Origin of the sequence: Paenibacillus lutimineralis (assembly GCF_003991425.1) — a bacterium.
Lineage (GTDB): Bacteria > Bacillota > Bacilli > Paenibacillales > Paenibacillaceae > Fontibacillus > Fontibacillus lutimineralis.
Window position 1 is genome coordinate 974520 of sequence record NZ_CP034346.1, and the last position, 25053, is coordinate 999572.

Here is a 25053-nt window from a genome sequence, read left to right on the forward strand (position 1 = left end):
TTTGAATCACCACTGTTTTTGGGAAAATAGCGATCTGTAGTTTCGTTAGAGATCTAAACACGGTGGTTCTTACGTTAAAGGGGCGGGTTTGCGTGGCATTTGCGGCACACTGGATAGTATGATTCGTTGCCGCCGATTTGAATTTGCTCGCCGGTATAGACGGGTTTACCGTTCTCTACCCGCAAATTCATCGTTGCTTTGCGCGCACAGAACCAGCAGATCGTCTTCATTTCTTCAATCTTATCCGCGTAGATAAGCAGTTGGCGGCTGCCCTCAAACAGGTGATTCTGGAAATCATTCTTCAGCCCGAACGCCATTACCGGAATATCCAGCTCGTCAACGATCCGGACTAATTGTTTGATACTGTCCTCACTCAGGAATTGGCATTCATCCACCAACACGCAGTAGAGCCGAGGGGTATGACCTTTGACGATTCCGAATATGTCCGTATCCTTGTTCATCGGAATGGCTTGTCGGCGCAGCCCGATCCGAGAGAAGACGAAGCCGACCTCATCCCGATCATCGACAACAGGAGTAAAAATAAGTACGGGTTTGTTCTGTTCCTCGTAGTTATGGGCCACCTTCAAAATCTCAATCGATTTGCCGCTATTCATTGCCCCATATTTGAAAAATAATTGTGCCAATCTATGTCGCCCTTTCTCTAGTTCTTATCAATAACCATGATTATTCTATCACATATTGATAGGCTGAATGAATGCCTAATGAGAGAGCAATATTTCAAATATCACCTTGTGATATAAATAGACATGAATTCGATATAAGGAGATGAAGAAATGGGTAAATTAGAAGATAAAATTGCTTTAGTGACTGGTGCAAGCCGGGGGATAGGTCGTGGCATAGCCTTACGTCTGGCACAGGAGGGCGCATTAGTCGCGGTACACTATGGAACAAGACAAAATGAAGCAGAAGAAGTAGTTTATAGGATCAAGCAAGGTGGAGGAGCTGCATTCGCAGTTGGCGCTGACTTAAGAACTCTTGACGGTATTTATGATTTATATGCGTCATTGGATGAGGCCCTACGGGAACGTACAGGCGATAATCGGCTTGATATCCTAGTAAATAACGCTGGAATCGGTCAAATTTTAACCTTAGAAGAGGCTACAGAAGAATCTTATGATCAAGTCATGAACATGAATGTCAAAGCGCCGTTTTTTGTTACCCAACAAGTGTTGCCGCGTCTGAAAGATGGAGGGCGTATTATCAATATATCATCATTTGTCACACGTGTAGCCTCTCCAAGCGTCTTCACGTACAGTATGTCGAAGGGAGCGATTGATGTACTTACGCGCACCTTGGCTCAGCAACTGGGGAGACGCAATATTACAGTGAATGCTATTCAGCCTGGCATTATTAATACAGAGATGAATGCTGGAACGCTGCAAAATCCGAATGGACAGAAATATGCAGCTGGTCTCTCTACCTTCAATAGGTGGGGTGAGCCTGAAGATGTTGCGGATATTGCTGCCTTTCTTGCTTCATCGGACAGCCGTTGGGTAACAGGTCAGTTCATTGATGCAAGCGGCGGATCTCATCTGTAATTACGGGGGCCCCAAAGAGAGCTGCAACAGTCTGCCCGTCAGCGACCTGTTGCAGCTCTCTATCTTACGTTCAACGTGGACTTCCCGTATCATCATCACTTTTCGGCATTAGCCAGTATTTCTCCAGCCTCCAGCTTCGACATGTTGTCATAGTTATAAGTCTTTCCACGATCAGCCGCCAACTTCTGAATGGCAGACAACTGCGTCATTGTTGCTGGCTGCGCCTGAATGAGTTCCATCATATTGTCATGCGCAATCTTCTTTGCCAGCTCTGGGTCGTCCAGCAGATACAGGATCCGATACATCGCGTCGATGGCCTGTTCCTCGCTCTCAATGCCATAGCCAGAGTCTGTGCTGAGCATGAAGCGATCCGGATACTTCTTCATAATCGGTATAAAGTTCTCGGGATGTCCTCCTCCTTCGGGATTATAGACGGAGAACCCGGCGAAAAAGTCAGCATACAGATTCGAATGCTTCCCAAGCAATCGATCGATCTCCTCTGGTGAGCTGTAGGCGTTCATATGACCGAAGATAAAAGTCGTGTTCGGATGGGCCTCCAGTGCTTCCTCTAGCTTGAGAACTGGATATCCGTTAGGCGGATCAATGTGGAGCAGGATTGGCGCTTTATAAGTCGCAATGAGTTCATAGATGTCAGGTAGGAACCCATCCATAGGATCCGAGGCCTTCCAGGCGACACGGGATACGACGGGGGAGAAGGTCGAGGCAGCGGCAATCTCGCCAAGGCCGAAATAACCTTGCTCCAGATTGTCATGAATGACGTCCAGACAGCCTTGGTCATGCAGATCGAAGCCTGAGAAGAAGGGGAGGAATTGTTCGGGAGAGCTCTGATAGGCTAACCAGGCGGCTGCATCTGTACCAATCGCGCTGGGCTCGGATACATCGCCGAAGAGAACGACTTTGCTGATATGATTTTTCTTCCAGACATCGAGCATTGAGGAATAACGCGAACCGGAGGCGTTATGATTATGTACATCGATTAATCCCAGTGGTTCGAAAGCATCGACAAGTTGCTCTAGTGTTGGAGTGTCCCCGGCTTGCTTTAGCTTCGCCACGCGATCTGTTATCTCATTCACGGAATTGGCTGAGGCGGTATCTGCCCTCTCAAATGGCCAATAGCTTTTGCTGTTCAACCAAACAATGGTGATGACGACGATGCAGCATACTGCCAATAGAGCTAGACTCGCCTGTTTTGGATTCAGACTCTTTCTCATTATGAATCCTTCCTCTCTCCATTTTAGGGAACGTTTTCTAAATTGAATATAATATACTTTGACTTTCTATCATTTGTAAATTAATAAAATAGGTGCGTTTCTTACCCAAAGCAGATGGATGCTACGGCTGGGTTAAATTTGTTTTTCTAAAGACTTCAATATCTCAGATGTCAGTAATTTGTGATTTTCATATTCGTTTTTGTTTTGATATTGAACCTTCCACACAAAAGTGTCGATGAAACTATAAATCAACTTATAAGCGTCAAGTTTAAGTTGTCTGTTAGGTTCATCAATATTTTCTCCATAACCTTTCAGGAATGAATCGTTAATCATCCAAGGATTTGCAAATTCGAAATCAGTATCTCCAAAAATTGCCCTATCTGCATCAATAATAGCGGCTAGTTCATAATTTGAATTATTGTTGTTTGAATGGACAAGTACATTCCCAGCCCATAAATCTGCATGTATGAGTCTAGGGGTAGTAACACTCGTGAAAATATTTCTAATGTTTTCAAAAACATGACTAATTCGGTTCACTATGTCACGATCTAATACCCCAAAGAAAAGGCTCTTTTCACCGATCTCTGTTATATGTGATACTAAGAATTGATCCCAATGATCATGCCCCTTACCCCTAAGGATATCTGAAACCCTTCCGAATTGTGGACCAACAATCTTATGAATCTCTGAAGTCCATTTGCCAGCCTGACCGTATATATCACATTTTGCTTCATTGGGTATGGATTCGTCCGAAAGAGGAGTGCTGTCGATATACTCGGTTATCATGTAATCCCGGGGGATAAATCTTTTTGAAAAATCAGCTGCTAATACGACAGGACAAGGGATTTGATTTTTGGATAACAAATCATAAACATAACATTCGGCTTCCATTAGGTTTTGTTCGTAATTTAAGAGATACTCCCGATTCACAGGTCCTACCCTCAAAATTAATTTACGTTGCAAAGAATTCAGATCTAGTTTGTAAGTTGTATTAAAGAGACCGCTATTTAACAAAGAGATTTCAATATGCTCGGAATTGCCGAAATGTAAACTCACGAGTTCGTGGATCTCTTCTACGGATAGTTCACTAAATATCCTGGATTGTGATTGCAGAATAAACTCCTCCTAAAATTCCACTATTACCTTGCCCTTTAACCTAATTAAGCAATATGTAGATACTTTGTCAATCCCTCATAGATAAACCAATCGCTCCAGCTTCTTATCCCCTGACGACCCCCTATGTTTGAACGTTTCCAAAATAAAAAAATGGTCAACCGAACGGATCGCCAACAAAAGGCCAAGTGAAGCAAGGTAACACCCTGAGGGTGGGATCTCATGTATGTCCCGTTAATCTGTAATTTGCCATTTGCATTAATCACAATGAATTGCCCAATCTTTCTCTGCTTACCCAGAATATATTGAAGGTATCAATTAAAGGAGTTGATATCTTGGTACGTATTCTTGATAAAGCTGCCGTTCAGCCGCGCAGCAGATTTAATTTAACAAACTCAGTTATTATCCGACGTTCGCCAGCAAGATCTCGTCTTGCAACAATCACTTTACTTATTCCAAAGAATTCTCAACCTAATCGGGTAGATTTGGTAGCAACTGTGGGTGTTCGAGGTGTCACTGGCATTGCGCAAATACTCTTTAGAATCTTCCGCGATGGAAAAGAAATTTTCAACACACAACAAGGTATCGAATCTGCTGGTTCTGAGCAAAATTATGCAGTTACGTTCCAGGCGGAAGATAGAAATGTAAGATCGGGTAACCATGTTTACACCGTCACAGCAGAGAATCGTACTGCAAATACAAGAGCTGATGTTGTCGGGCCTATATCGTTTAGTGGGCTTGCCGTTAAAACGAGAACCTAAAAGTCACCACTTGTTTGTAAAGCGTTGAACGAAACAAGGGCTGTGACAGCCTGCCCCTCGGCAATCTGTCACAGCCCTTAAACCCGTGTACTGGTGCAACAACAATACTAATATTTAGCGTGCAAATAAAACCAATTAACGGTTCCATAGTTGCCTTCGAATTGGGCTTGTACAACTACAGGATTAGCGTAAGGATTCACATAAGATGCAGAGCAGCAATCAAGAACGGGACCATTGATCCAAGCGCTTCCGCTGGAGTCAAGCGTGACGGTGATGGTTGAACCGTAGACAGGCTCGCGCTGCCCCAAAGGGCCTTTGTACATCAAAGTGACGGTCACTTGGGTATTGGGTTGTCCCGAAAGAGACACTTCGTAGGCATATTTAGAGTGACCTGGCTGCCCATATCTCGTCTCTTGTGATTCCGTAGTATACGCGGCAGAGGCCGGACTGGAGAAGGCTAACATCGCAATGAGGACTAAGAATACTACTTTTTTCATTATTCTCACCTCCCCTCTGTGAAGGTTAATCGTAAAGAAATCAGCACACTCCCTGATGAGAAAAAATAGTGAATCGAATATATTATATAAAAAAATACAAAAATAGGGAATGAAAATTTTCCGGGAACTGCAGCCCAAAAAGGGCTGCAACAGATTACATGCACACCACCTGTCACAGCCCCCAAGCCCGCGTCCAACGCGGCCTTTCAGCTCTTATTCATCACCCGTCTCAATCGGATTCTCATTATAAGAGATCCAATCGCTCCAGCTTCCCGCATACAATTTTACTTTCTCATAGCCTGCTTCCTTCAGGCCAATGAAATTCGGACAAGCCGAGACGCCTGAACCGCAGTACACGATAATTTCCTTATCAGCGGGAAACTCTTTATAGTGCTCCGCTAGTTGATCGGCAGCAATCCATTTTCCGTCCTGTTCCACAAGCAGCTTCCAGAACTTATTCTTCGCTCCTGGAATATGACCGGCCGCTTTATCCATCGTCTCCTCTAACCCTTGATAACGGCGCGGATCGCGTGAATCAATGACGATTACCTCGTTATTACCAGCTACGCTACGTACCTCATCTATACTGGCAAGTATTTCGGGATGCAGGCTATATGTGTAGCTAGCTGGCACGCGGATCGGCTGATCAGCGGTCACCGGATAATTGGCATTCTTCCAAGCCGTGAAGCCCTCGTTCATAACATAGGCCTGCTTATGTCCTAAATAGCTCAGCAGCCACCACAATCGGGAGGCGTACATTCCGCCTTGGTCGTCATAGGCGATAATCCGCGTTTCAGGCGTAATGCCGATTTTGGCCAGAGTCTTGCTTAGTTGTTCCGGATCGGGTAGCGGATGGCGACCGCCATGCTCGCTTATTGGGGAGGAGAGATCTTGTTCAAGATCCAGGTAGACAGCGCCGGGAATATGTTCCTCTTCATAGGCTTTCCGTCCTGCGTCAGGCTTTCCCAATTCAAAGCGGCAATCCACGATCGTTATATCGGGCTCGTACATCCGTGCCAACACCCAAGGTTTGCTTACTATAATGTTCATAATAGAAAACACCGCCTTCTAGAAATAATGAATAAAGCCAGTATACACCGTTTGCAGTGGAGAAAAAATAACCAGCCTGCATACGCAGTTAGCAATACGAAGTATGCTGTACATAATAAATCCGAGGCGGTATGATTAGGGACGCAGAGTGTTAGAATTTTATCCAGATTTAATCGCGATAAACGATGCGAATATTTAGATGGCAGTATGTCTCTTCGGTATAATGTTGGTTGGGACAACTCTTGATGCAGCGAAGTGAGTCCGATTTGACATGAAGCTTTTCATCGCAGTTCGGACAGCGGTCCTGAAATAAAGACCTGAGTTTGCTAAGCATGTCAACACCTCCGTCTACATTTATCCCATTGAATTACTTGGTTTTATTTATTATAGCGCATCGTGATTCATTCGTATATCGTGTGTGCAAAATATTATGAGCAGCTTAGGAGGTATACATACGTGGATACAGCAGGATATTTCATTATGTTTCTGATTGGCCTAATAGGTTCATTTTTTTCTGGCTTGCTAGGTATTGGAGGGGCGATTATTAACTATCCACTGCTGCTGTACATTCCTGATCTACTTCATGTAGGTAACTTTACCCCAAAAGAAGTGTCGGAAATCAGCATGTTTCAGGTATTCTTTTCGTCTTTGGCAGGTGTCTTAGCATACAAGAAGCAGAGCAAGAATGAAAAACCGTTAATGCATAAAGGGCTAATCAGCAATATGGGGATTAGTATCCTGATTGGCAGCTTGGCAGGCAGCGTTAGCTCTAAGTATTTGCCTAGCGAGACGATTAACATTATATATGGAGTGCTGGCTGTGATCGCGGCTATCATGATGATGGTTCCAAATCGGGGGAGCAGGGAAGATACGGACCTCCGGGCAATTTCCTATAACCATGTTACGGCATCGGTTGCGGCTCTTCTGGTCGGGATCGTATCCGGGATTGTAGGAGCAGGCGGTTCGTTCATCTTGATCCCCATCATGCTGACCGTATTGAAGCTCCCTACCCGTGTTACGGTGGCATCTTCACTTGCCATTGTATTTATTTCGGCAATTGGCGGTGTAACAGGTAAACTCATTGGCGGAGGGATTCCGCTGCTGCCCACGATGTTTACGATATTCGGCAGTGTTATTGGAGCTCCGATCGGCACTCGGGTTAGCCGTTACTTGAACGTGAAGTACCTTCGGGTTGCGTTAGCCGTGCTAATCGCTGCAACCGCCATAAAAATCTGGTGGGGCATTATTGCGTGAATAAAGTAATGTAAGAGGAATGCTGGACAGACAGCTGCATAAAATCAATTGCTGGGACCAGGACGTATCGCTATAATGTGGTGTGTTGACATGTAAAATATACATATTTTTGGATCGAGGGACGCTAAAATGTACTCCAGGGTTAAATCATCTGTATCATATGAAGTACTCTATATAATCGGTATCATAGCGATATCGTTCTCCTCTATTTTTGTGCGCTGGTCTACCGCCGAGGTATCTATTATTGCGATGTACAGATTGTATCTTACAAATTTGCTTATGCTTCCTCTACTATGGAAGTATCGTAAAGAAATGCTTCAGCTGACTTCCAAACAATGGCTCTTGTTGATCTCATCGGGACTCATGCTGGGACTGCATTTTCTGTTGTGGATGGGCTCCTTGCAACTGACAACCGTAGCCAGCTCAACGGTGATTCTAACTTTGGAACCGATTATCGTTATGTTCGGATCATTCTTTCTGTTCGGTGCCCGGATCAACCGGGCTATGCTGATTGGTCTCGGTCTCGCTCTCATTGGCTCAATTGCTATCGGCATTGGAGATTTTCAGCTATCGGAGGAGGCAATTCGCGGGGATATTCTATCTCTTCTAGGGACAGTCGCGGTAGCGGCACATATGCTGATCGGCAAGCACTTACTTAAGAACTTGAGCGCTTATGTGTATAATTTCTGGGTTTTTGCGATCGCGGCAACTTTTCTGGCAGGGTATAACCTAGTTCGTCATATTCCGTTTACAGGCTATGTGCCGAGAGAATGGGGCATTTTCCTTTTGCTGGCTGTAGTACCGACTCTATTCGGCCATTATCTGTTCAACTGGCTGATGAAGTATATTAGTGCGGCTGCTGTATCCATGGCTGTATTGGGGGAGCCGGTCTTTGCGTCTTTGCTGGCCTGGCTGCTGCTAAAGGAGGCGCTCAGCTCTCTACAATTATGGGCTGGAGCCATTATATTATGTGGTGTGGCGATCTTTATCCGCTATGGCAAAGACGCACCTTCGGATCAAGTAAGCCATGAGAGTGCCATTCAAGGATAATATTTCGTCGTTGACCTTCCAGTCTCACCCTTAAATCGCTCTAGGCATATGATAGGGTGAGTTAGAAAAAGCCCTTATTTTTTTATGAATTACCTCTTCTTTAATTCAAAAAACTCGCATTCTTGACGCGAATGATACGTGAGATCACTAACGCTGGTCTGAGTTATAACCTTATCCTCGGTAAAGCGGACGATAATTGCTCCGCTCTCAACCATATGACTATTGTGAAATACGCGAATCCGCAGCTGACGGTCCAGCGCATCCTGAAAATCTTGATCAGTGGTAAGGCGTCTATTTATCGGCATAATGTCCGTTCTCCTTCTTCTCTCCTGAATGAATACTCTTGTCTGTAACACTTGAAATAGCATAGCAATCAGAACAGGCTGTTGTCCAGCCCAGGGTATTTAGAATGTCCTTCCATACTAAATGTAATGAGCCCAGTCCATTCTATAGGTCATTTCCATACAATATAGCAGTCTAGAACCGCTATAGGGAGATGATGTTATGGTGAAGCATAGGGGCAGGCACCGGCAGCCTGTTCTCGCCCCAACAGGAGCAGCTTTACAGCGAATTGCATGTCAGATGCTGCCCTTCTACAAAGCTATAGCCTGTAATCGAAAATATGCTGCAGCCTGGAGCAGGGCCGTTGTCTCGGCTGATCTTGATGCGATGATCAAGCTATTGTGCAAAGTATCTCCTGTGTTGGGTAGACATGGACTAGGAACCAATGCGATAGGATATTTCATTTCATTTGCGATTCACAAATCAAGCTATTTGAATGGTGTAACGATTCCGCCAGGAACGGTGCGATTCAAGTTCGAGACCGCCGCCCATCGGGCCATGACACGGGCAATCTTGCCTCTTTATCGTAGGCTGGCTTGTCAGCGTTCCTTCGCGGATCGACTTGCCCGGGCCATTCGTTGTCATAATAAATCGCTGGCAATTGCACTTATCCGCAGCACTATAAGGTCTTCGGCATTGAAGGCAGTCCATATCGATCATACTGGCTTTGGCTTGAGTTCCAAATTCCCTTTCAGTAAACATGTGTATCAGAATCTATTATTTCTTGAATTCGAGAAGTAAATAACGACCGGAATAGTGGGTCAGGACGACTTATCCGGAATCACAAACGGAAGACTCCTATACTGAGATAGGAGTCTTCCGTTTGTGATTGGGAATAAGCTCGAAATCACCGTAAGTCCAAACCAAGCTCGTCATTCGATCATAATTAATAGTAATTTTTCCGAAAATAAGAAGATTTATAGAAGAAGACAGGAGGGAGAGGTATATGTCAGTCATTAGTCCGTATCCACATCTATTTATTATTAAAGAGGAAATGAGAATTTATATTCAGGCAGGATGAGATGATATAATGGGGGGAGGAAGGGAGTGCATCTTTTACAATATGAAAACTTTGGTATTAGCGGAGAAGCCGTCTGTTGCGCGTGAGATCGCGCGGGTGATGGGAAGCCGTGAGAAGCATAAGAGTCATTTTGAAGGAAGTAAATATGTAGTTACCTGGGCGCTTGGCCACTTGGTTGGACTTGCTGAGCCTGAGGATTATGATAAAAAATTTGCCAACTGGTCGTTGGAGGACCTGCCGATTCTCCCTGACAAAATGAAGTTGAAGGTGCTCAAAGAGACCAACCATCAGTATAAGGCTGTTCAGCAGCTAATGCGCAGGCAGGATATAGGGGAACTGATCATCGCTACCGATGCAGCGCGTGAGGGAGAGCTGCTGGCTAGATGGATCATGGATATGGCGAAATGGAGCAAGCCGTTCAAGCGGTTGTGGATCTCGTCGCAGACGGATAAGGCGATCAAGGAAGGGTTCGCGTCATTGAAGCCGGGAAGTCAGTTCGAACGACTGTATCAATCAGCTCGCTGCCGTGCAGAGGCAGACTGGATGGTCGGCTTGAACGTTACGAGAGCCTTGACCTGTAAATTTGGATCGCCCTTATCAGCTGGGCGTGTTCAGACCCCTTCGCTCGGGATGATTATGCAGCGTGAGAACGAGATTCTCAAGTTCCGTTCCGAGGAATACAGCATTCTGCGCGCCGATCTAGGCAATTTTGAAGCGACTTGGCGTGGAAGTAATGGCGACTCTCGTATTTTCGAGAATGATAAAGTGCAGGATCTGCAAAATAAACTAAGCGGACGCACTGGTAAAATCATCAAGCTGAAAAAGACGGAGAAGCATGTCCCACACCCACTCGCTTATGATCTGACGGAACTGCAGCGGGATGCGAACCGCATGCTCGGATTTTCGGCGAAGCAAACATCGAATGTATTGCAGCGCTTGTATGAGCAGCATAAGCTAGTCACCTATCCGCGTACAGATTCACGCTATTTGTCCTCGGACATGGCCGATACGTTAAAAGAAAGACTGACCAGTGTAGCCATTGGTCCTTATGCGGCGATAGCTCGGCCTCTGCTCCGCAAACCGCTGCCTTTGTCGAAGCGAATTGTTGACGATAGCAAGGTTACGGATCACCATGCGATTATTCCAACGGAGCAGACCGTACTGCTAAACGCACTTAGCTCTGAGGAACGCAGATTGTATGATCTGATCGTACGCAGGTTCATCAGTTTATTCTATCCACCTGCCCGCTATGACAATGTTGCCGTAGAGCTTGACGTTGCTGGAGAAACCTTGCATGCCAAGGGTATTACGATGAAGGAGAGCGGCTGGCGAGCTGCTTATGATGAATCGCTTCTTGATGGAGATGAAGACGATGATGATCTGGAGAGCGGAGCATCACTTCCGGAATTGAAGGAAGGGGAAACTGTAACCGTTAAGCGCTGCATAATTCAGAGCGGACGTACTCAGCCGCCGAAGCGTTATACCGAGGCGGCCCTCCTGACGCAAATGGAGAAGCATGGCCTTGGCACGCCAGCGACACGCGCTGATATTATCGAGAAGTTGGTGAATTCGGATACGATAGAGCGGCAGGGAAATTTGCTGCATCCAACTGGCAAGGGTAAACAATTGATTGAGTTAGCTCCAGCGGATCTACGCAGTCCTGACCTGACGGCCCGTTGGGAAGCGGAGCTCGAGCGGATCGCTCGCGGACAAGGTAAACCGGGACCGTTCCTGGGCGGTATCCGCGATATGGCGCAGAGCCTGGTGAAGGGCGTCAAGAATAGTGAGGCATCTTATAAGCCACATAATGTCTCGAACAGTCATTGTCCAGATTGCGGGACAAGATTGTTGGAGAAGAAGACGAAGCGGGGCCTACTCTTAATCTGCCCGAATGAAGATTGCGGCTATAAACGCTCCGGAGAGAAGAGATTGTCCAATCGCCGTTGCCCGCAATGTCATAAGAAGATGGAGCTTAAGGAAGGCAAGGCTGGTCTATATGTGCAGTGTCTCTCCTGTGGAATAACTGAAGTTATGAATAAGGATTCGAAGCATATCAATAAGCGGGAACAGCAGAAGCTGGTCAAGCAATATGCGAAGCAGGAGCCTGCCGGCAATAATCTGGGTGATCTCCTCAAGGCTGCAATGGAGAAGAAGAATCAGTAATTATGATGCATAAATCATGTGCCATCCCGGGATGCTATGCCTGGAGGTGGTATGCAAATGCCGCATAATAAAGCGCAGAAAATCAAAAATCAGCAGAACAAATCAAGTATTATGGAAGCCGCCGATGAGCTTCAGCCTAAGAAGCAGGCGGGCAAGCCATCCAGCTTGAACAAGATTCCGAAGCAGGAATCATAGCTGCTGCACTGAAGCTCCCCACGAGGGGAGCTTTTTAATTGCTGTGATTGGCGTTATAATATTATTAGATAGAGTTACCTCTATCTCGAATTCGAAGGGAGCAATCGGCATGAGAATGGGCCTAGTAATCTGGCTAATTTTTATTAATTTAGTGGCCTATCTGGTCATGTCCGACGATAAGCGGCGCGCAAGGCAGAGGAAGGAAAGAATCCCCGAGAAGACGCTGTTCCTGCTGGCCTTCATCGGCGGGGCCTTAGGCGTATTGATCGCCATGAATACGAAACGCCATAAGACCAAGCACATGAGCTTCCGGATCGGGATCCCGCTGTTACTCCTTTTGAACGCGGTGTTGTATGGTTATTTTCTAACCTGATTTATGATTGGCGCATCAAATTCTATCGTACTATTGGCTAGTTGACGGTTAATCGTATTAATACTTAGATGAGAGAGGTGCTTGTCATGTTATTCTCCAAAATAGTAGCAGCATACGATGGATCCAAAGCGGGTACCAAAGCGTTAGACAAAGCGATTGAATTGGCAAAATTAAATCCGGATGCAACGCTTGAAGTGCTCCATGTATTTGATTTTCCACGGTTCTATGTAGCGGATGGCTTTGCCCCAGTGCCTGCTTCCGTGAATGAGGAGTTCTATGAACTTGCGGAGAAGACGGTGGAGGAAGCTAAGAAGCGCCTTGAAGAGGCAGGGGTTAATGCTACCGTTCAATTGATACAGGGTGCGCCAGCGGAAGTCATACTTGATTATACGAAGAAGAATCATAACGATCTGATCGTAATCGGCAGCCGCGGTCTTGGCGGCATACGCGAGTTCGTGCTTGGCAGCGTCAGCCACAATGTTGTACAGCATGCCAGAATCCCGGTTCTGGTCGTAAAATAAAGAATAAAGCTTAGGATAAGGGCTAGCTCTTAGTGAGGAAGATTGCTAAGAGTTGGCCCTTGTTTGCGTAAAATGCGGCCATTGCTTTAGAAGATAGCAAGTAGTGACAATTAAAAAATCAATTCGAGTGCTGTCCTGTCCGTAAGTCTGTATATTTTCTAACGGAAATCTGGGACCCTATTTGGCAAAATTAGCGAGAAAATTGGTCTAATTATGGTCGATTAACGTCCCTCAGTTCCGTTAGAATTGAAAACGGGGCTGTTTTCGCAATATAGAGGCCTCTATTTCCGTTAGAGCAGAACCGACTCTCGCAATCTAGTAATCCGTCTCGATCATTTCGACGAATAGGGGAGGGTTTCATCTATCTATGTCGAAATAATAGAGCAAGACTAACGATGTTGGGAGAGAATTTATTTTGCCTCGTTTTAAAATGTGGAGAGTTGCTGTATGTGTCGTTCTTTTACTAGGAAGTGCTAATGGTCTCTATGCATCAGGTCAGGCTCATGCGGCCAAAGGGAACGCTGCTGAGGTCAAGACTGTGAAGAAGCAAAGTACCAAGCCAAGTGATAATTCTAAGAAGATTGAATATGCCAGAAGTACGGTTGAACGTTTGAATGTACGTACAGAGCCAAACTTGAAGGCAGCAGTTATCCAGATGATCGGCAAGCAGGGTACATATCAGGTGCTGGATAAGCAGGGGAAATGGATCAAGATTAAGCTGGCGAAGTCTGATGGATGGGTACACACTGATTATATCGAGTATGTGAAAGATGGGAACAAAGGAACTGTTAAGGACGAGACTAAAGTCGTTAAGAATGAGACAAAAGCCGCCAAGGACGAGACAAAAGCCGCCAAGAATGAGACAAAAGCCGTCAAGGACGAGACTAAGGTCGTTAAGCAGGAGCAGGACAAGTTCCAGAGCGGTCAAGAGGAGAAGCCTCAGACCGTGGAGCAGAACAAACCTGATCAAGCGGCGGACGGAGAGTCCGATGCTGGGGATAAGAGTGCTTCCGTCGTTAAAATTGTTGATGTGACGAATTTGCGTGTCGGACCGGGCATGGACTTCGAGATCGTTGGCAAGGCTCAGCCCGGCGAATCTTATACAATCGTAGAGAGTGATGGAGAATGGTTCAAGGTTGCAATGCAGGATGGCAGCACGGCCTATATCGCTGGCTGGGTTGTACAGATTGGTTCTGCCAACGATGCACAGGATACTGCAGGACAATCCAATGCTGAAGTGAATTATGAGAATCAAGTATTCATTTATTCCTCTCATAATCGGGAATCCTGGCGAAGTGTTGCCCGTAATGTGAAGGGCTCTTCGGTAGATGATCGTGATATTAATATTGCGATGGTCGGTAGATATCTAGGTGATGTGTTACAGGAGAAGGGTGTACCGACGTTCGTTAATAACATCGATATAGCGAGGCGGTTGGAGGAGCAAAGACTCAGCTATTCCAAATCATATGAGGAATCGCGCAGGGCGATTAATACAGCGCTGAAGACGAATCCTTCATTGACTTATTTCCTCGATATCCATCGTGACAGCGATGTACCGAAACAGACGACGACAACCTCGATTAACGGGGAGTCCTATGCGCGCATTTTATTCGTGATTGGAACGAATCATAGCAACCATGCGAAGAATAAGCAGTTCGCTGATGAGCTGAATGAGCTATTGAAGCAGAATTACCCTGGCATATCCCGGGGCGTGCTGCTCAAGAGTGCGAAGCAAGGCAATGGTGAATACAATCAATCGGTATCGACGGGCAGTCTGTTGATCGAGATTGGGGGAGCCAACAATACGTTCCAGGAGAGCCAGCGTGCCGCAGAAGCTTTGGCGGATGTGTTTGCACAGTACTATCATTCCAATAAATAATTATATTTTTTATATCAGATAAGCAGAGACCGTCCTGTACTGCAGTTTAATACGGAGGACGGTCTCTTGTTGTAAATACATAATTTATGTAAATTTACGATGATATAGAGTTTTAAGATTAGGTTAACAAGGAGTACATTGGTTAAAAACGAACATTATTATACAGTGTTTTTATATTGTTCGTGTTTTAGTTGACATATGATAGGAGGGATTGTTAAACTAGACATAGAGAGCAGGTAATTTGCTCATAGAATGTTCATATCATAAGCTTTGTTGAACAAGCTTTTTTCTAATAAATTTTGTGGAATAATTGCTCGTATAACCTTGGGAATATGGCCCGGGAGTCTCTACCCGATTACCTTAAATAGTCGGACTACGAGTGAATACGTCATTAGGATAGGTCATACCATTCTCCTTACGGATCATTGGAACAACGACATGCGGATGCTGCGAGTTTGGCTTAAGTGAAGGCCAGCATGCATGGGTTAATGAAGATTGGACGAAGCCCGGATGGGGAGTCGTCCACGGTGTGGCGCAGCCTGAGACGAAGATAGCCGCATTAATCATTCATGAAGCCGATCGTTCTGTTCCCGTTGGTTGCAAAAGGGCGAGGCGCGTATTCACTTTTGGTCCGGATTTCTGGAAATACTTTGTTATTTCTCGGAGTTTCCAGGACTTTTTTTGTTTCTTCTACCTTCTACATCAACGAAATGACACAACGTTATTTTCACAGCCTTTTAATCATTAATTCACTTCAATAGCAATACTCAGTTTCGTAATTATACTTTTACTTAAGAAAGTAGGTTGAAGAATGTCAGCACAGGTTGCAGTGATCATGGGCAGCAAATCGGATTGGGACACGATGTCTCATGCTTGCGTCATTCTTGAGGAGCTTGGGATTCCGTATGAGAAGAAGGTTGTCTCCGCTCATCGTACTCCGGACTTGATGTTTGAATTCGCAGAGCAGGCAGCAGAGCGCGGTATTAAGGTTATTATTGCTGGTGCAGGCGGTGCGGCTCACTTGCCAGGCATGGTTGCCGCGAAGACGACCCTTCCTGTCATTGGCGTTCCGGTCAAATCCGCTGCGCTTAACGGACTTGATTCACTGTTGTCCATCGTACAAATGCCTGGTGGCATTCCTGTAGCAACGGTTGCGATCGGCAAGGCGGGAGCTACCAATGCTGGCCTGCTGGCTGCGCAAATCCTTGGCGCGTTTGATCCTGAGTTAGCGCAGCGTCTGGAGCTGCGTCGTACAGCATTACGTGATGCGGTCATTGAGACAAGCGATGATCTGGTGTTGGAGGAACAACAATAATGGATAAAATGATCTCGGAGCGTAAGGCTGTCACAGGACTTGAGACGGTACGGATTATTCGGCCAGGCGCGACCATCGGCGTCCTTGGCGGAGGTCAGCTTGGAAGGATGATGGCGCTCGCCGGAAGTAATCTGGGCTATCGCTTCATCGCGCTTGATCCGACACCTGCTGCGCCATGTGGTCAGGTTGCCGAGCAGATCGTAGCTGCTTACAGCGACAAGGAAGCGGCGAAGTTACTTGCTGAACGATCGGATGTCATTACTTATGAATTTGAGAATGTCGATGCAGAGGTGGCAGCCCTGCTTGAGGAGCAATCCTATGTGCCGCAAGGAAGTCGCCTACTGTACACCACGCAGCATCGTCTGCGGGAGAAGAAGGCGGTGGAAGCTGCGGGCGTACGCGTGGCCCCCTACGCGGAGATCGGCAGTGAAGATGAACTGAGGGCGGCTATAGCAAGGCTCGGATTACCGAGTGTTCTGAAGACGGCGACCGGAGGCTATGACGGCAAAGGGCAGTGGGTAATCCGTTCGGAAGAGGAAATTGCATTGGCCTATAAGGAGTTAAGTAAGGCTGGTACGGAACTCATACTGGAGCAATTCATCTCCTTTGAGAAGGAATTGTCCGTCATTGCTGCACGCAGTCCACGTGGGGAGATCAAGACATTTCCTGTTGCCGAGAACATTCACGTCGATAATATCCTGCATGCATCGATTATTCCAGCTCGGGTAGCCGAGTCAATCCAGCGTGATGCGGAGCGGCTTGCCGCTCGTATCGCCGAATCGATGGGTGCGGTCGGATTACTTGCCGTGGAGATGTTCCTGACGAAGGACGGCGAGCTGTTCGTTAACGAACTTGCCCCGCGACCTCATAATTCTGGACATTACACGATGGAAGCCTGCAATACCTCGCAGTTCGAGCAGCATGTCCGGGCGATATGCAATCTTCCGCTCGGCGATCCTTCGCTGCGAACACCTGTCGTAATGGTGAACATACTTGGAGAGCATATAGATAAGGTTGTACAGGCGATGACAACGGATCAGTGGCATAGGGATCTGTCGAACTCCGAAGACCAGGATGGACAGGAACAGCCAGACGAGCAGTTGGCTTCGGGGAGCCAGCCTGGATTTGCCGTCATTCCGAAAGTACACTTATATGGAAAGAGCGGTTCGGTACCTAAACGGAAGATGGGGCATATCAATTTGCTCTGTGAAGAGGTATCGGACGGACTCGATTGGATAAAGAAAACCAAAATATGGAGGAATCAACATTCATGATTGAACGTTATAGTCGACCGGAAATGAGAGCGATCTGGACGGAGGAAAATAAATTCAAGGCATGGCTGGAGGTTGAGCTGTGCGCTTGTGAAGCTTGGTCGGAGCTAGGGATTATTCCTAAGGAAGATGTTGACCTGCTGCGGAAGAACGCTTCGTTTGATATGGACCGGATCTATGAAATTGAACAGGAGACGCGTCATGACGTTATTGCTTTTACACGGGCTGTATCTGAGACATTAGGTGCAGAGCGTAAATGGGTTCATTATGGTCTGACCTCGACCGACGTCGTTGACACAGCTCTTGGTTATTTGCTGAAGCAGGCTAATGAAATCCTAGAACGGGATATTATCAATTTTATTGAAATTTTGCGTGATAAGGCGCTGGCCTATAAAGATACCCCGATGATGGGGCGGACGCATGGGGTACATGCCGAACCGACTACCTTCGGATTAAAAATGGCGCTCTGGCACGAAGAGATGAAGCGCAACCTGGATCGTTTCCGCCACGCGGCAGACAATGTGCAATACGGTAAAATCTCCGGAGCTGTCGGAACGTACGCCAATATCGATCCTACGGTTGAACAATTCGTCTGCAAGAAGCTCGGCACGAAGGCAGCTCCAATCTCGACACAGACACTGCAACGCGACCGTCATGCTGAATATATGGCGACGCTGGCTCTAATCGCTACTTCGCTCGACAAGTTCGCTACCGAGATCCGCGCATTGCAGAAGAGTGAATTCCGTGAGGTGGAGGAAGCCTTCGCCAAAGGGCAAAAGGGCTCCTCAGCGATGCCACATAAGCGCAATCCGATCGGTTGCGAGAATATTTCTGGTTTGTCTCGTGTCATCCGTGGTCATATGATCTCTGCTTATGAGAATGTGACACTTTGGCATGAGCGCGACATTTCGCATTCCTCAGTCGAGCGGGTCATTCTCCCGGATGCAACGATGCTGCTCAATTACATGTTGAATCGCTTCGGTAATATCGTGAAGAATCTAACGGTATTCCCTGAGAATATGAAGCGCAATATGGAGCGCACTTACGGCGTGCCGTTCTCTGGCCGCGTGATGACGAAGCTTATTGATAAAGGCTTCAGCCGTGAACAAGCTTATGATACAGTGCAGCCTCGGGCGATGCAGGCTTGGGAGACGCAACGTCATTTCCGTGACATTATCGAAGAGACGCCGGAGATTACAGCGGTGTTAAGCAAAGAAGAAATTGAGGATGCGTTCAATCCAGCTTGGCATTTGAAGCATGTGGATACCATCTTCCACAAGCTCGGATTGATCGAAGGATAAGAGGAGTTCATCGCCTCTTATGAGGCTTAAACGGCAGCGCCGCTTGGCTATAATTGTTGAATTAAGGGCAGGCGGCGCGCGCCACTAAGGAGGAAAGTGATTATGTCAGCAAGAGCCATTTCTACGGCAGAGGGTATCGTGAACGCCCCGCTGCTGTACAAAGGTAAGGTCCGCGAATTGTATGATCTTGGTGAACACTACTTAATCGTCGTGACCGACCGGATTTCCGCTTTTGACTACGTGCTTGAACCGGCCGTGCCTGATAAAGGCAATGTTCTGAATCGGCTAAGCGCCTTTTGGTTTGAGCAGACTGCAGAACTGATGGAGAATCATGTCGTGCATACCGATGTCGAATTGCTTGGCGATGTGATCAGCGAAGAGAATAAGGACGTTCTGCGTAAAAGAGTGATGGTTACCCGCAAGGCGCAGCGCATCGATATCGAATGTGTGGTGCGTGGTTATATCACCGGCGGAGGCTGGCGGCAATATCAGAAAAACGGTGAGATCAACGGCATTTCGCTTCCTGAAGGCTTGCGGATGAATGATCAATTACCGGAGCCGATCTTTACTCCTGCAGCCAAAAACGATGTTGGCCACGATGAGGATATCTCGTTCGAAGTGATGGCGGAGAAGGTCGGAGTCGATCTGGCTGAGCAACTACGCAACTGTAGTCTTGAACTGTATGCCTTCGCTCGTGATTTCTGTGAGAAGCGCGATATCATTCTTGCGGATTGCAAGCTTGAATTTGGCCTGATCGACGGCAAGCTGATTCTGATTGACGAGATATTCACTCCAGATGCATCTCGTTTCTGGGCCAAAGAGAAATATGCGCTGGGCGTAGATATTGACAGTATGGATAAAGAACCGGTACGCAATTATCTGGCCCATTCCGACTGGGATAAGAACAGTCAGCCTGATCCGCTGCCGACGCCTGTAGTCGATGAGACTTCACACCGCTATCGTGATATTTACTCTCGTATTTCCGGACAGCAGCTATAAAACTGCTATTTTCCGCAATGATATTCTAATAGACAGTTTTCTTGGCATTTACACTAGATTTTCTATCATCCTGTGTTTCAAGCTTTTGTATTCATAGAGTTGGAAAGTGTACTAATAGTGCGTGTTCAAAAAGCCCGGTTTTCAGCAACGAGAAGGTTGGATGAAGCTAGTTTTTGAACTACCTTATACCGCGGCAGCGCCGCAATACAAACCCTTAGGAGGAACATGAGAGATATGTTGAAAGCGAAGGTCTATGTCACCATTAAACAAAGCGTACTTGATCCGCAGGGAGTTGCCGTACAAGGCGCACTGCATTCAATGGGATTCAACGAAGTAGGAAGCGTTCGTATCGGTAAGTATATGGAGCTTCAACTCGACACAGATGACCGCTTCGAGGCCGAGGCTCGTATCAAGGCAATGTGTGAGAAGCTTTTGGCGAATACAGTCGTAGAAGACTACCGCTTTGAATTGGAGGGCTAATTCATGAAATTCGCAGTACTCGTATTTCCCGGTTCCAACTGTGACATCGACTGTTATAAAGCGGTGGAGGATACATTAGGCGAACCTGTTGATTATGTTTGGCATACAGCCACGGATTTATCCGCCTATGATTGTATCTTAGTTCCGGGCGGTTTCTCATATGGTGATTATCTTCGCTGCGGCGCAATTTCTCGCTTTGCTCCGGTTATGGCTGAGGTAGCCAAAGCGGCAGAGGCAGGCAAGTTTGTACTCGGCATTTGCAACGGATTTCAAATTTTGACGGAGGCAGGCCTGTTGCCAGGAACACTGCGCCGCAATATGTCACTGAAGTTCCGCTGTCATGACACGCTTCTGCGGGTTGAGAACAACAGCAATCCGTTCACGAGCGAATATGCACTTGGCGAGGAGATTAACATTCCGATCGCTCATGGGGAAGGCAACTATTACTGTGATGAGGCGACTCTTGCGCAACTGCAGGCGAACGGACAAATTATTTTCCGTTATGTTAATAATCCGAATGGGTCGCTTGACGATATCGCCGGTATTTCCAATGAACGCGGTAATGTGGTCGGCATGATGCCGCATCCGGAGCGTGCGGTTAGCAGTCTGCTTGGATCAGAGGATGGTAAGAAAATGTTCACATCGATTTTGAAGACTTGGAGGGATCAGCATGAGTCAGCAAGTGTCCGCTAAGGAACCGAATGCAGAGCAAATTGCAGAGCAGCAAATTTATAAACAGATGGGCGTTTCGGATAGCGAGTATGGGCTGATCTGCGGATTTCTCGGCCGTAAACCGAACTATACTGAGATTGGCGTATTCAGCGTCATGTGGTCTGAGCACTGCGCATACAAGAACTCCAAGCCGCTTCTGAGAAGATTTCCAACTAGCGGCCCGCGCGTATTGATGGGTCCAGGTGAAGGTGCAGGTATCGTCGATATCGGTGACAATCAGGCGGTTGTATTCAAAATTGAAAGTCATAACCACCCTTCAGCTGTAGAGCCTTATCAAGGTGCGGCTACCGGGGTGGGCGGCATTATTCGCGATATTTTCTCTATGGGTGCAAGACCGATTGCTTCTCTGAACTCTCTGCGTTTCGGCAAGCTGGAGAGCGACCGGGTTAAATATTTGTTCGAGCATGTGGTAGCTGGAATTGCTGGTTACGGCAACTGTATCGGTATTCCGACGGTTGGCGGCGAGGTTGTCTTCGACGAATCTTATGACGGCAATCCGCTTGTCAATGCGATGTGTGTCGGTCTAATCGATCATGATAAAATCCAGCGCGGTGTGGCGAAGGGGGTTGGTAACCCGGTGTTCTATGTGGGGCCGCCAACAGGTCGCGACGGTATCCATGGTGCGACCTTCGCATCCGAGGAACTGACTGAGGAGTCTGAAGCGAAGCGTACGGCTGTACAGGTTGGCGATCCATTCATGGAGAAGCTTGTGATGGAAGCTTGTCTGGAACTGATCGATACGGGCATCGTACTTGGTATTCAGGATATGGGCGCAGCGGGCCTTACCTGCTCCAGTGCGGAAATGGCTAGTAAAGCCGGCAACGGTCTGGAGCTATATCTGGACGAAGTTCCACAACGCGAGGAAGGCATGACGGCTTATGAAATGATGCTCTCGGAGTCGCAGGAACGGATGTTGTTCGTGGTAGAGCCAAAGGATGAAGCTCAGGCACGGGAGATTTTTGAACGTTGGGGCGTGATTTGCTCCAAGGTTGGTAAAGTAACAGATGATGGGCGCTTGAAACTGATTCATCATGGCGAAGTTGTTGGCGATATGCCGGTGACAGCACTCGTTGATGAATGTCCTATTTACAACAAGCCATCCAGCGTACCAGCTTACTATGAAGAGAATGCCAATATAGATACTTTAAGATATGAAGAAGTTCGTGATTTGAACGGTGCATTGGATAAAGTGTTATCTTCGCCTTCTGTATCCAGCAAGGCATGGGTTTACAACCAATACGACTACATGGTGCGTACAAGCACCGCGGTTCGTCCGGGTTCAGACGCCGCTGTCGTAACGGTGCATGGAACGCGCAAGGCACTGGCGATGACGACGGACTGTAACGGACGGTTCGTGTATCTTGATCCTGAGATCGGCGGCAAGATCGCAGTGAGTGAAGCAGCGCGTAATATCGTCTGCTCTGGCGCAGAGCCGCTGGCGATTACGGATAACCTGAACTTCGGCAGCCCGGAGAAGCCGGATATTTTCTGGCAGATGGAGAAATCGGTTGACGGGATGGCGGAAGCCTGCCGTGTACTGGATACTCCGGTAATCGGCGGTAATGTCAGTCTCTATAACGAGAATTCCAAAGGCGCGATCTATCCGACACCGGTTGTCGGCATGGTCGGTCTGGTACATGATACGGATCATATTACGACGCAAGGCTTCAAAAATGAGGGAGATGCAATTCTCCTGCTTGGTGACACTTATGGTGAACTGGGCGGCAGTGAGTTCCAGGCTGTTGTTCATGGCGTTACTGAAGGGCGTCCACCGCAGCTTGATTTGAACAAGGAAAAATCGCTTCTTAACGCGGTTCTTAAAGCAATTCAGAGCGGACTCGTTCAATCGGCGCATGACCTTTCTGAAGGCGGCCTTGCTGTCGCTCTGGCAGAATCCTGCATCAGCGGTGGCTTGGGAGCTCATGTTGAGCTGCCTACATCGGATTTGCGTGCGGACATCGCTTTGTTCAGTGAATCCCAATCACGTATCCTGCTCTCGGCTTCGCCAAATCATGCGGATGAACTTGTGCAGTTGATCGCGCAGCATGGAGTACCAGTGCGGGTAATTGGACGCGTGGAAGGCGGGGATCTTGTCGTTCATGCGAATGGTGCTGCTGTTGTGAATAGACCTGTACAAACACTGAAGCAGGTCTGGGAGGATGTTATTCCATGTCTGATGAAATAATGCCTTTCTGGACAGGTGATTATTACAACGAGGGCAGCGGGCGAGACGGCATATTCGATAAATTAAAAGAGGAATGCGGCGTATTCGGGGTGTTCGGTCATCCCGAGGCCGCTTCCCTATCTTATTACGGCCTGCATGCGTTGCAGCATCGTGGTGAAGAGAGCGCAGGGCTCTGCGTTACGAATGGAACGGAGTTCAATTATCACCGCGAGATGGGGCTGGTCAAGGAAGTGTTTGACCGTGACAAGCTGTCCTCCCTGCAGGGAGAGTGCTCGATCGGCCATGTCCGTTATTCGACAAGCGGAGATAGCCGCCTGACGAATGCCCAGCCGCTCATCTTCAAGTATCGCGACGGCGACCTTGCGGTTGCGACGAACGGCAATATCGTCAACGCTCCGAAGATCCGCCGTGAGTTAGAACAGTCCGGCTCGATCTTCCAGACGACAAGCGATACGGAAGTCATCGCTCATCTGATCGCCCGTTCCTCTAAGGACTTCGTGGAGGCGGCGAAGGATGCGCTTCGTCAGTTGGTCGGCGGATTCGCCTTCCTGTTGATGACGAATGACAAGCTGCTTGTTGCCAGCGATCCAAACGGTTTGCGGCCTATTTCGATGGCACGCCTTGGCGATGCTTATCTGTTCTCGTCCGAGACTTGTGCCTTTGAGGTTGTTGGGGCAGAGATCATTCGCGACATCCGCCCTGGCGAATTGCTGGTGTTGGATGCGAATGGCCTCCGCGAAGACCGTTATGCCGAACCGCAGCGTAAAGCTCTATGCGCGATGGAGTATATCTACTTCGCGCGCCCGGATAGCGATCTGAACGGTTCGAATCTGCATTCGGCCCGAAAGCGGATGGGCCAGGTAATGGCTCAGGAGTCTTTTGTCGATGCGGATGTTGTTACAGGTGTGCCGGATTCCAGCATTTCAGCGGCGATCGGCTATGCGGAGCAGACCGGGATTCCCTATGAGCTCGGCTTGATCAAGAACAAATATACGGGCCGGACCTTCATTCAGCCTAGTCAGGAGCTGCGTGAGCTCGGCGTAAAGATGAAGCTTAGCGCTGTACGCCGCGTTGTGGAGGGAAAACGTGTCGTTATGATCGATGACTCCATCGTGCGCGGAACTACATCTCGCCGTATTGTTAATTTGCTGCGTGAAGCAGGAGCAACAGAGGTGCATGTCCGCATTACCTCGCCACCATTCAAAAATCCTTGCTTCTATGGGATCGACACACCGGATCGCGGCGAGTTGATTGCCTCCTCCCGCTCCATCGAGGAGATTCGCCAGGAGATTAATGCTGATTCATTGGAATTTTTAAGCGCAGAAGGCTTGATTCAGGCTGTCGGCGGCGACAATAAAGATGACTATAAAGGCGGTATGTGTATGGCTTGCTTCGACAACGACTACCCTACACGCACCGACTTTAATGGTGAAGAGAAGTACGGCTGTACTAGTTAATATTCTAACGAAACGACAGATCGCTATTTTCTCTAAAAACGACGGTCGTTTAAAGCTAACGAAACACCATATCGCTATTTGGGCTAAAACCAGTCTTTAAGTCATTATTTCTGCTAAATAGCGATCCCCAGTTTCGTTACAATTCTCAGATGCCCTTATTGGCGTAAATAGCGATACCAGGTTTCGTTAGAAATCGAGCAGGTCATATGTGATGATCCATGTGATTAATGATGTGAAATATCATAAGTTCGAGTTCAAAAAGTACGGTTTTCAGCACCGAGAAGGTTGAATGAAGCTAGGGCG

25 protein-coding genes and 1 riboswitch are annotated in these 25053 nt (G+C 47.4%); of the genes, 18 read left to right on the top strand and 7 right to left on the bottom strand.

All coding sequences use genetic code 11. The features are described 5' to 3' along the window. Positions 1–74: 74 nt before the first annotated feature. On the bottom strand, positions 75–644 hold the full coding sequence (locus EI981_RS04135; protein WP_126995710.1) for a thymidine kinase: 570 nt from the start codon (positions 642–644) through the stop codon (positions 75–77). Between the two features lie 150 nt (positions 645–794). On the opposite strand from EI981_RS04135, the gene EI981_RS04140 reads away from it, so the two are divergent. Continuing rightward, a complete protein-coding gene (locus EI981_RS04140) occupies positions 795–1559 on the top strand; it encodes an SDR family oxidoreductase (protein WP_126995712.1) in 765 nt (254 codons plus the stop codon). Positions 1560–1654: 95 nt separating this feature from the next. Here the strand turns inward: EI981_RS04140 and EI981_RS04145 are convergent, their stop codons facing one another. Together EI981_RS04145 and EI981_RS04150 are read right to left on the bottom strand one after the other, a co-directional pair. Beyond that, complete coding sequence (locus EI981_RS04145; RefSeq protein ID WP_126995714.1) at positions 1655–2791, bottom strand: amidohydrolase family protein; 1137 nt, start codon at positions 2789–2791, stop codon at positions 1655–1657. Positions 2792–2923: 132 nt separating this feature from the next. Beyond that, positions 2924–3847: a phosphotransferase family protein gene (locus tag EI981_RS04150; RefSeq protein WP_227011686.1), complete on the bottom strand. Its 924-nt coding sequence runs from the start codon at positions 3845–3847 to the stop codon at positions 2924–2926. Between the two features lie 392 nt (positions 3848–4239). Between EI981_RS04150 and EI981_RS04155 the strand changes: the two genes are divergently transcribed. After that, a complete protein-coding gene (locus tag EI981_RS04155) occupies positions 4240–4665 on the top strand; it encodes an exosporium protein C (RefSeq protein ID WP_126995718.1) in 426 nt (141 codons plus the stop codon). Positions 4666–4772: 107 nt separating this feature from the next. On the opposite strand, the gene EI981_RS04160 is transcribed toward EI981_RS04155, so the two are convergent. Next, positions 4773–5162 carry a hypothetical protein gene (locus tag EI981_RS04160; RefSeq protein WP_126995720.1) on the bottom strand — a complete coding sequence of 130 codons (390 nt, stop codon included), beginning with the start codon at positions 5160–5162 and terminating at the stop codon, positions 4773–4775. 213 nt (positions 5163–5375) lie between these two features. Continuing rightward, positions 5376–6212: a sulfurtransferase gene (locus tag EI981_RS04165; protein WP_126995722.1), complete on the bottom strand. Its 837-nt coding sequence runs from the start codon at positions 6210–6212 to the stop codon at positions 5376–5378. A gap of 456 nt (positions 6213–6668) precedes the next feature. Between EI981_RS04165 and EI981_RS04170 the strand changes: the two genes are divergently transcribed. Together EI981_RS04170 and EI981_RS04175 are read left to right on the top strand one after the other, a co-directional pair. Next, positions 6669–7466 carry a sulfite exporter TauE/SafE family protein gene (locus EI981_RS04170; protein ID WP_418789037.1) on the top strand — a complete coding sequence of 266 codons (798 nt, stop codon included), beginning with the start codon at positions 6669–6671 and terminating at the stop codon, positions 7464–7466. Positions 7467–7595: 129 nt separating this feature from the next. Beyond that, positions 7596–8516, top strand: coding sequence for a DMT family transporter (locus EI981_RS04175; protein ID WP_126995724.1), 921 nt, complete (start codon positions 7596–7598; stop codon positions 8514–8516). 89 nt (positions 8517–8605) lie between these two features. On the opposite strand, the gene EI981_RS04180 is transcribed toward EI981_RS04175, so the two are convergent. Continuing rightward, complete coding sequence (locus EI981_RS04180) at positions 8606–8821, bottom strand: hypothetical protein (protein WP_126995726.1); 216 nt, start codon at positions 8819–8821, stop codon at positions 8606–8608. A 199-nt stretch (positions 8822–9020) separates the two neighbouring features. Between EI981_RS04180 and EI981_RS04185 the strand changes: the two genes are divergently transcribed. The 6 genes from EI981_RS04185 (at position 9021) to spoIIP (ending at position 15010) form a co-directional block, all read left to right on the top strand. Further along, entirely contained in the window at positions 9021–9599 is a 579-nt protein-coding gene (locus tag EI981_RS04185; protein ID WP_126995728.1) for a hypothetical protein, read from the top strand. A gap of 322 nt (positions 9600–9921) precedes the next feature. Then, positions 9922–12042 (top strand): DNA topoisomerase III, encoded by a 2121-nt coding sequence (locus EI981_RS04190; RefSeq protein WP_126995730.1) that lies wholly within the window; start codon positions 9922–9924, stop codon positions 12040–12042. A gap of 57 nt (positions 12043–12099) precedes the next feature. Further along, positions 12100–12237 (top strand): hypothetical protein, encoded by a 138-nt coding sequence (locus EI981_RS29190; RefSeq protein ID WP_179015804.1) that lies wholly within the window; start codon positions 12100–12102, stop codon positions 12235–12237. Positions 12238–12346: 109 nt separating this feature from the next. Then, on the top strand, positions 12347–12610 hold the full coding sequence (locus EI981_RS04195) for a DUF1294 domain-containing protein (RefSeq protein ID WP_068778265.1): 264 nt from the start codon (positions 12347–12349) through the stop codon (positions 12608–12610). Positions 12611–12696: 86 nt separating this feature from the next. Continuing rightward, positions 12697–13131 carry a universal stress protein gene (locus EI981_RS04200; protein ID WP_126995732.1) on the top strand — a complete coding sequence of 145 codons (435 nt, stop codon included), beginning with the start codon at positions 12697–12699 and terminating at the stop codon, positions 13129–13131. Between the two features lie 415 nt (positions 13132–13546). Beyond that, positions 13547–15010 (top strand): stage II sporulation protein P, encoded by a 1464-nt coding sequence (spoIIP, locus tag EI981_RS04205; RefSeq protein WP_126995734.1) that lies wholly within the window; start codon positions 13547–13549, stop codon positions 15008–15010. Between the two features lie 294 nt (positions 15011–15304). Further along, a riboswitch (purine riboswitch) is annotated at positions 15305–15406 on the top strand. Here the strand turns inward: spoIIP and EI981_RS28930 are convergent. Beyond that, on the bottom strand, positions 15371–15577 hold the full coding sequence (locus tag EI981_RS28930; protein WP_162616075.1) for a hypothetical protein: 207 nt from the start codon (positions 15575–15577) through the stop codon (positions 15371–15373). Its footprint overlaps the riboswitch before it by 36 nt. Before the next feature lie 244 nt (positions 15578–15821). Between EI981_RS28930 and purE the strand changes: the two genes are divergently transcribed. From purE to purF, 8 genes are all read left to right on the top strand, one after another. Next, positions 15822–16325: a 5-(carboxyamino)imidazole ribonucleotide mutase gene (purE, locus tag EI981_RS04210; protein WP_126995736.1), complete on the top strand. Its 504-nt coding sequence runs from the start codon at positions 15822–15824 to the stop codon at positions 16323–16325. A gap of 8 nt (positions 16326–16333) precedes the next feature. Beyond that, entirely contained in the window at positions 16334–17599 is a 1266-nt protein-coding gene (gene purK / locus EI981_RS04215; RefSeq protein ID WP_127004336.1) for a 5-(carboxyamino)imidazole ribonucleotide synthase, read from the top strand. Continuing rightward, complete coding sequence (gene purB / locus EI981_RS04220) at positions 17596–18897, top strand: adenylosuccinate lyase (protein WP_126995738.1); 1302 nt, start codon at positions 17596–17598, stop codon at positions 18895–18897. Before purK ends, purB begins: the two co-directional genes overlap by 4 nt. A gap of 102 nt (positions 18898–18999) precedes the next feature. Then, a complete protein-coding gene (locus tag EI981_RS04225) occupies positions 19000–19896 on the top strand; it encodes a phosphoribosylaminoimidazolesuccinocarboxamide synthase (RefSeq protein WP_126995740.1) in 897 nt (298 codons plus the stop codon). A 234-nt stretch (positions 19897–20130) separates the two neighbouring features. Continuing rightward, positions 20131–20376: a phosphoribosylformylglycinamidine synthase subunit PurS gene (gene purS, locus EI981_RS04230; RefSeq protein ID WP_126995742.1), complete on the top strand. Its 246-nt coding sequence runs from the start codon at positions 20131–20133 to the stop codon at positions 20374–20376. 3 nt (positions 20377–20379) lie between these two features. Continuing rightward, on the top strand, positions 20380–21069 hold the full coding sequence (gene purQ, locus EI981_RS04235; RefSeq protein WP_126995744.1) for a phosphoribosylformylglycinamidine synthase subunit PurQ: 690 nt from the start codon (positions 20380–20382) through the stop codon (positions 21067–21069). Further along, positions 21047–23293 carry a phosphoribosylformylglycinamidine synthase subunit PurL gene (gene purL / locus EI981_RS04240; RefSeq protein ID WP_126995746.1) on the top strand — a complete coding sequence of 749 codons (2247 nt, stop codon included), beginning with the start codon at positions 21047–21049 and terminating at the stop codon, positions 23291–23293. Before purQ ends, purL begins: the two co-directional genes overlap by 23 nt. Beyond that, positions 23278–24750 carry an amidophosphoribosyltransferase gene (gene purF / locus EI981_RS04245; protein WP_126995748.1) on the top strand — a complete coding sequence of 491 codons (1473 nt, stop codon included), beginning with the start codon at positions 23278–23280 and terminating at the stop codon, positions 24748–24750. Before purL ends, purF begins: the two co-directional genes overlap by 16 nt. Positions 24751–25053: the final 303 nt, after the last annotated feature.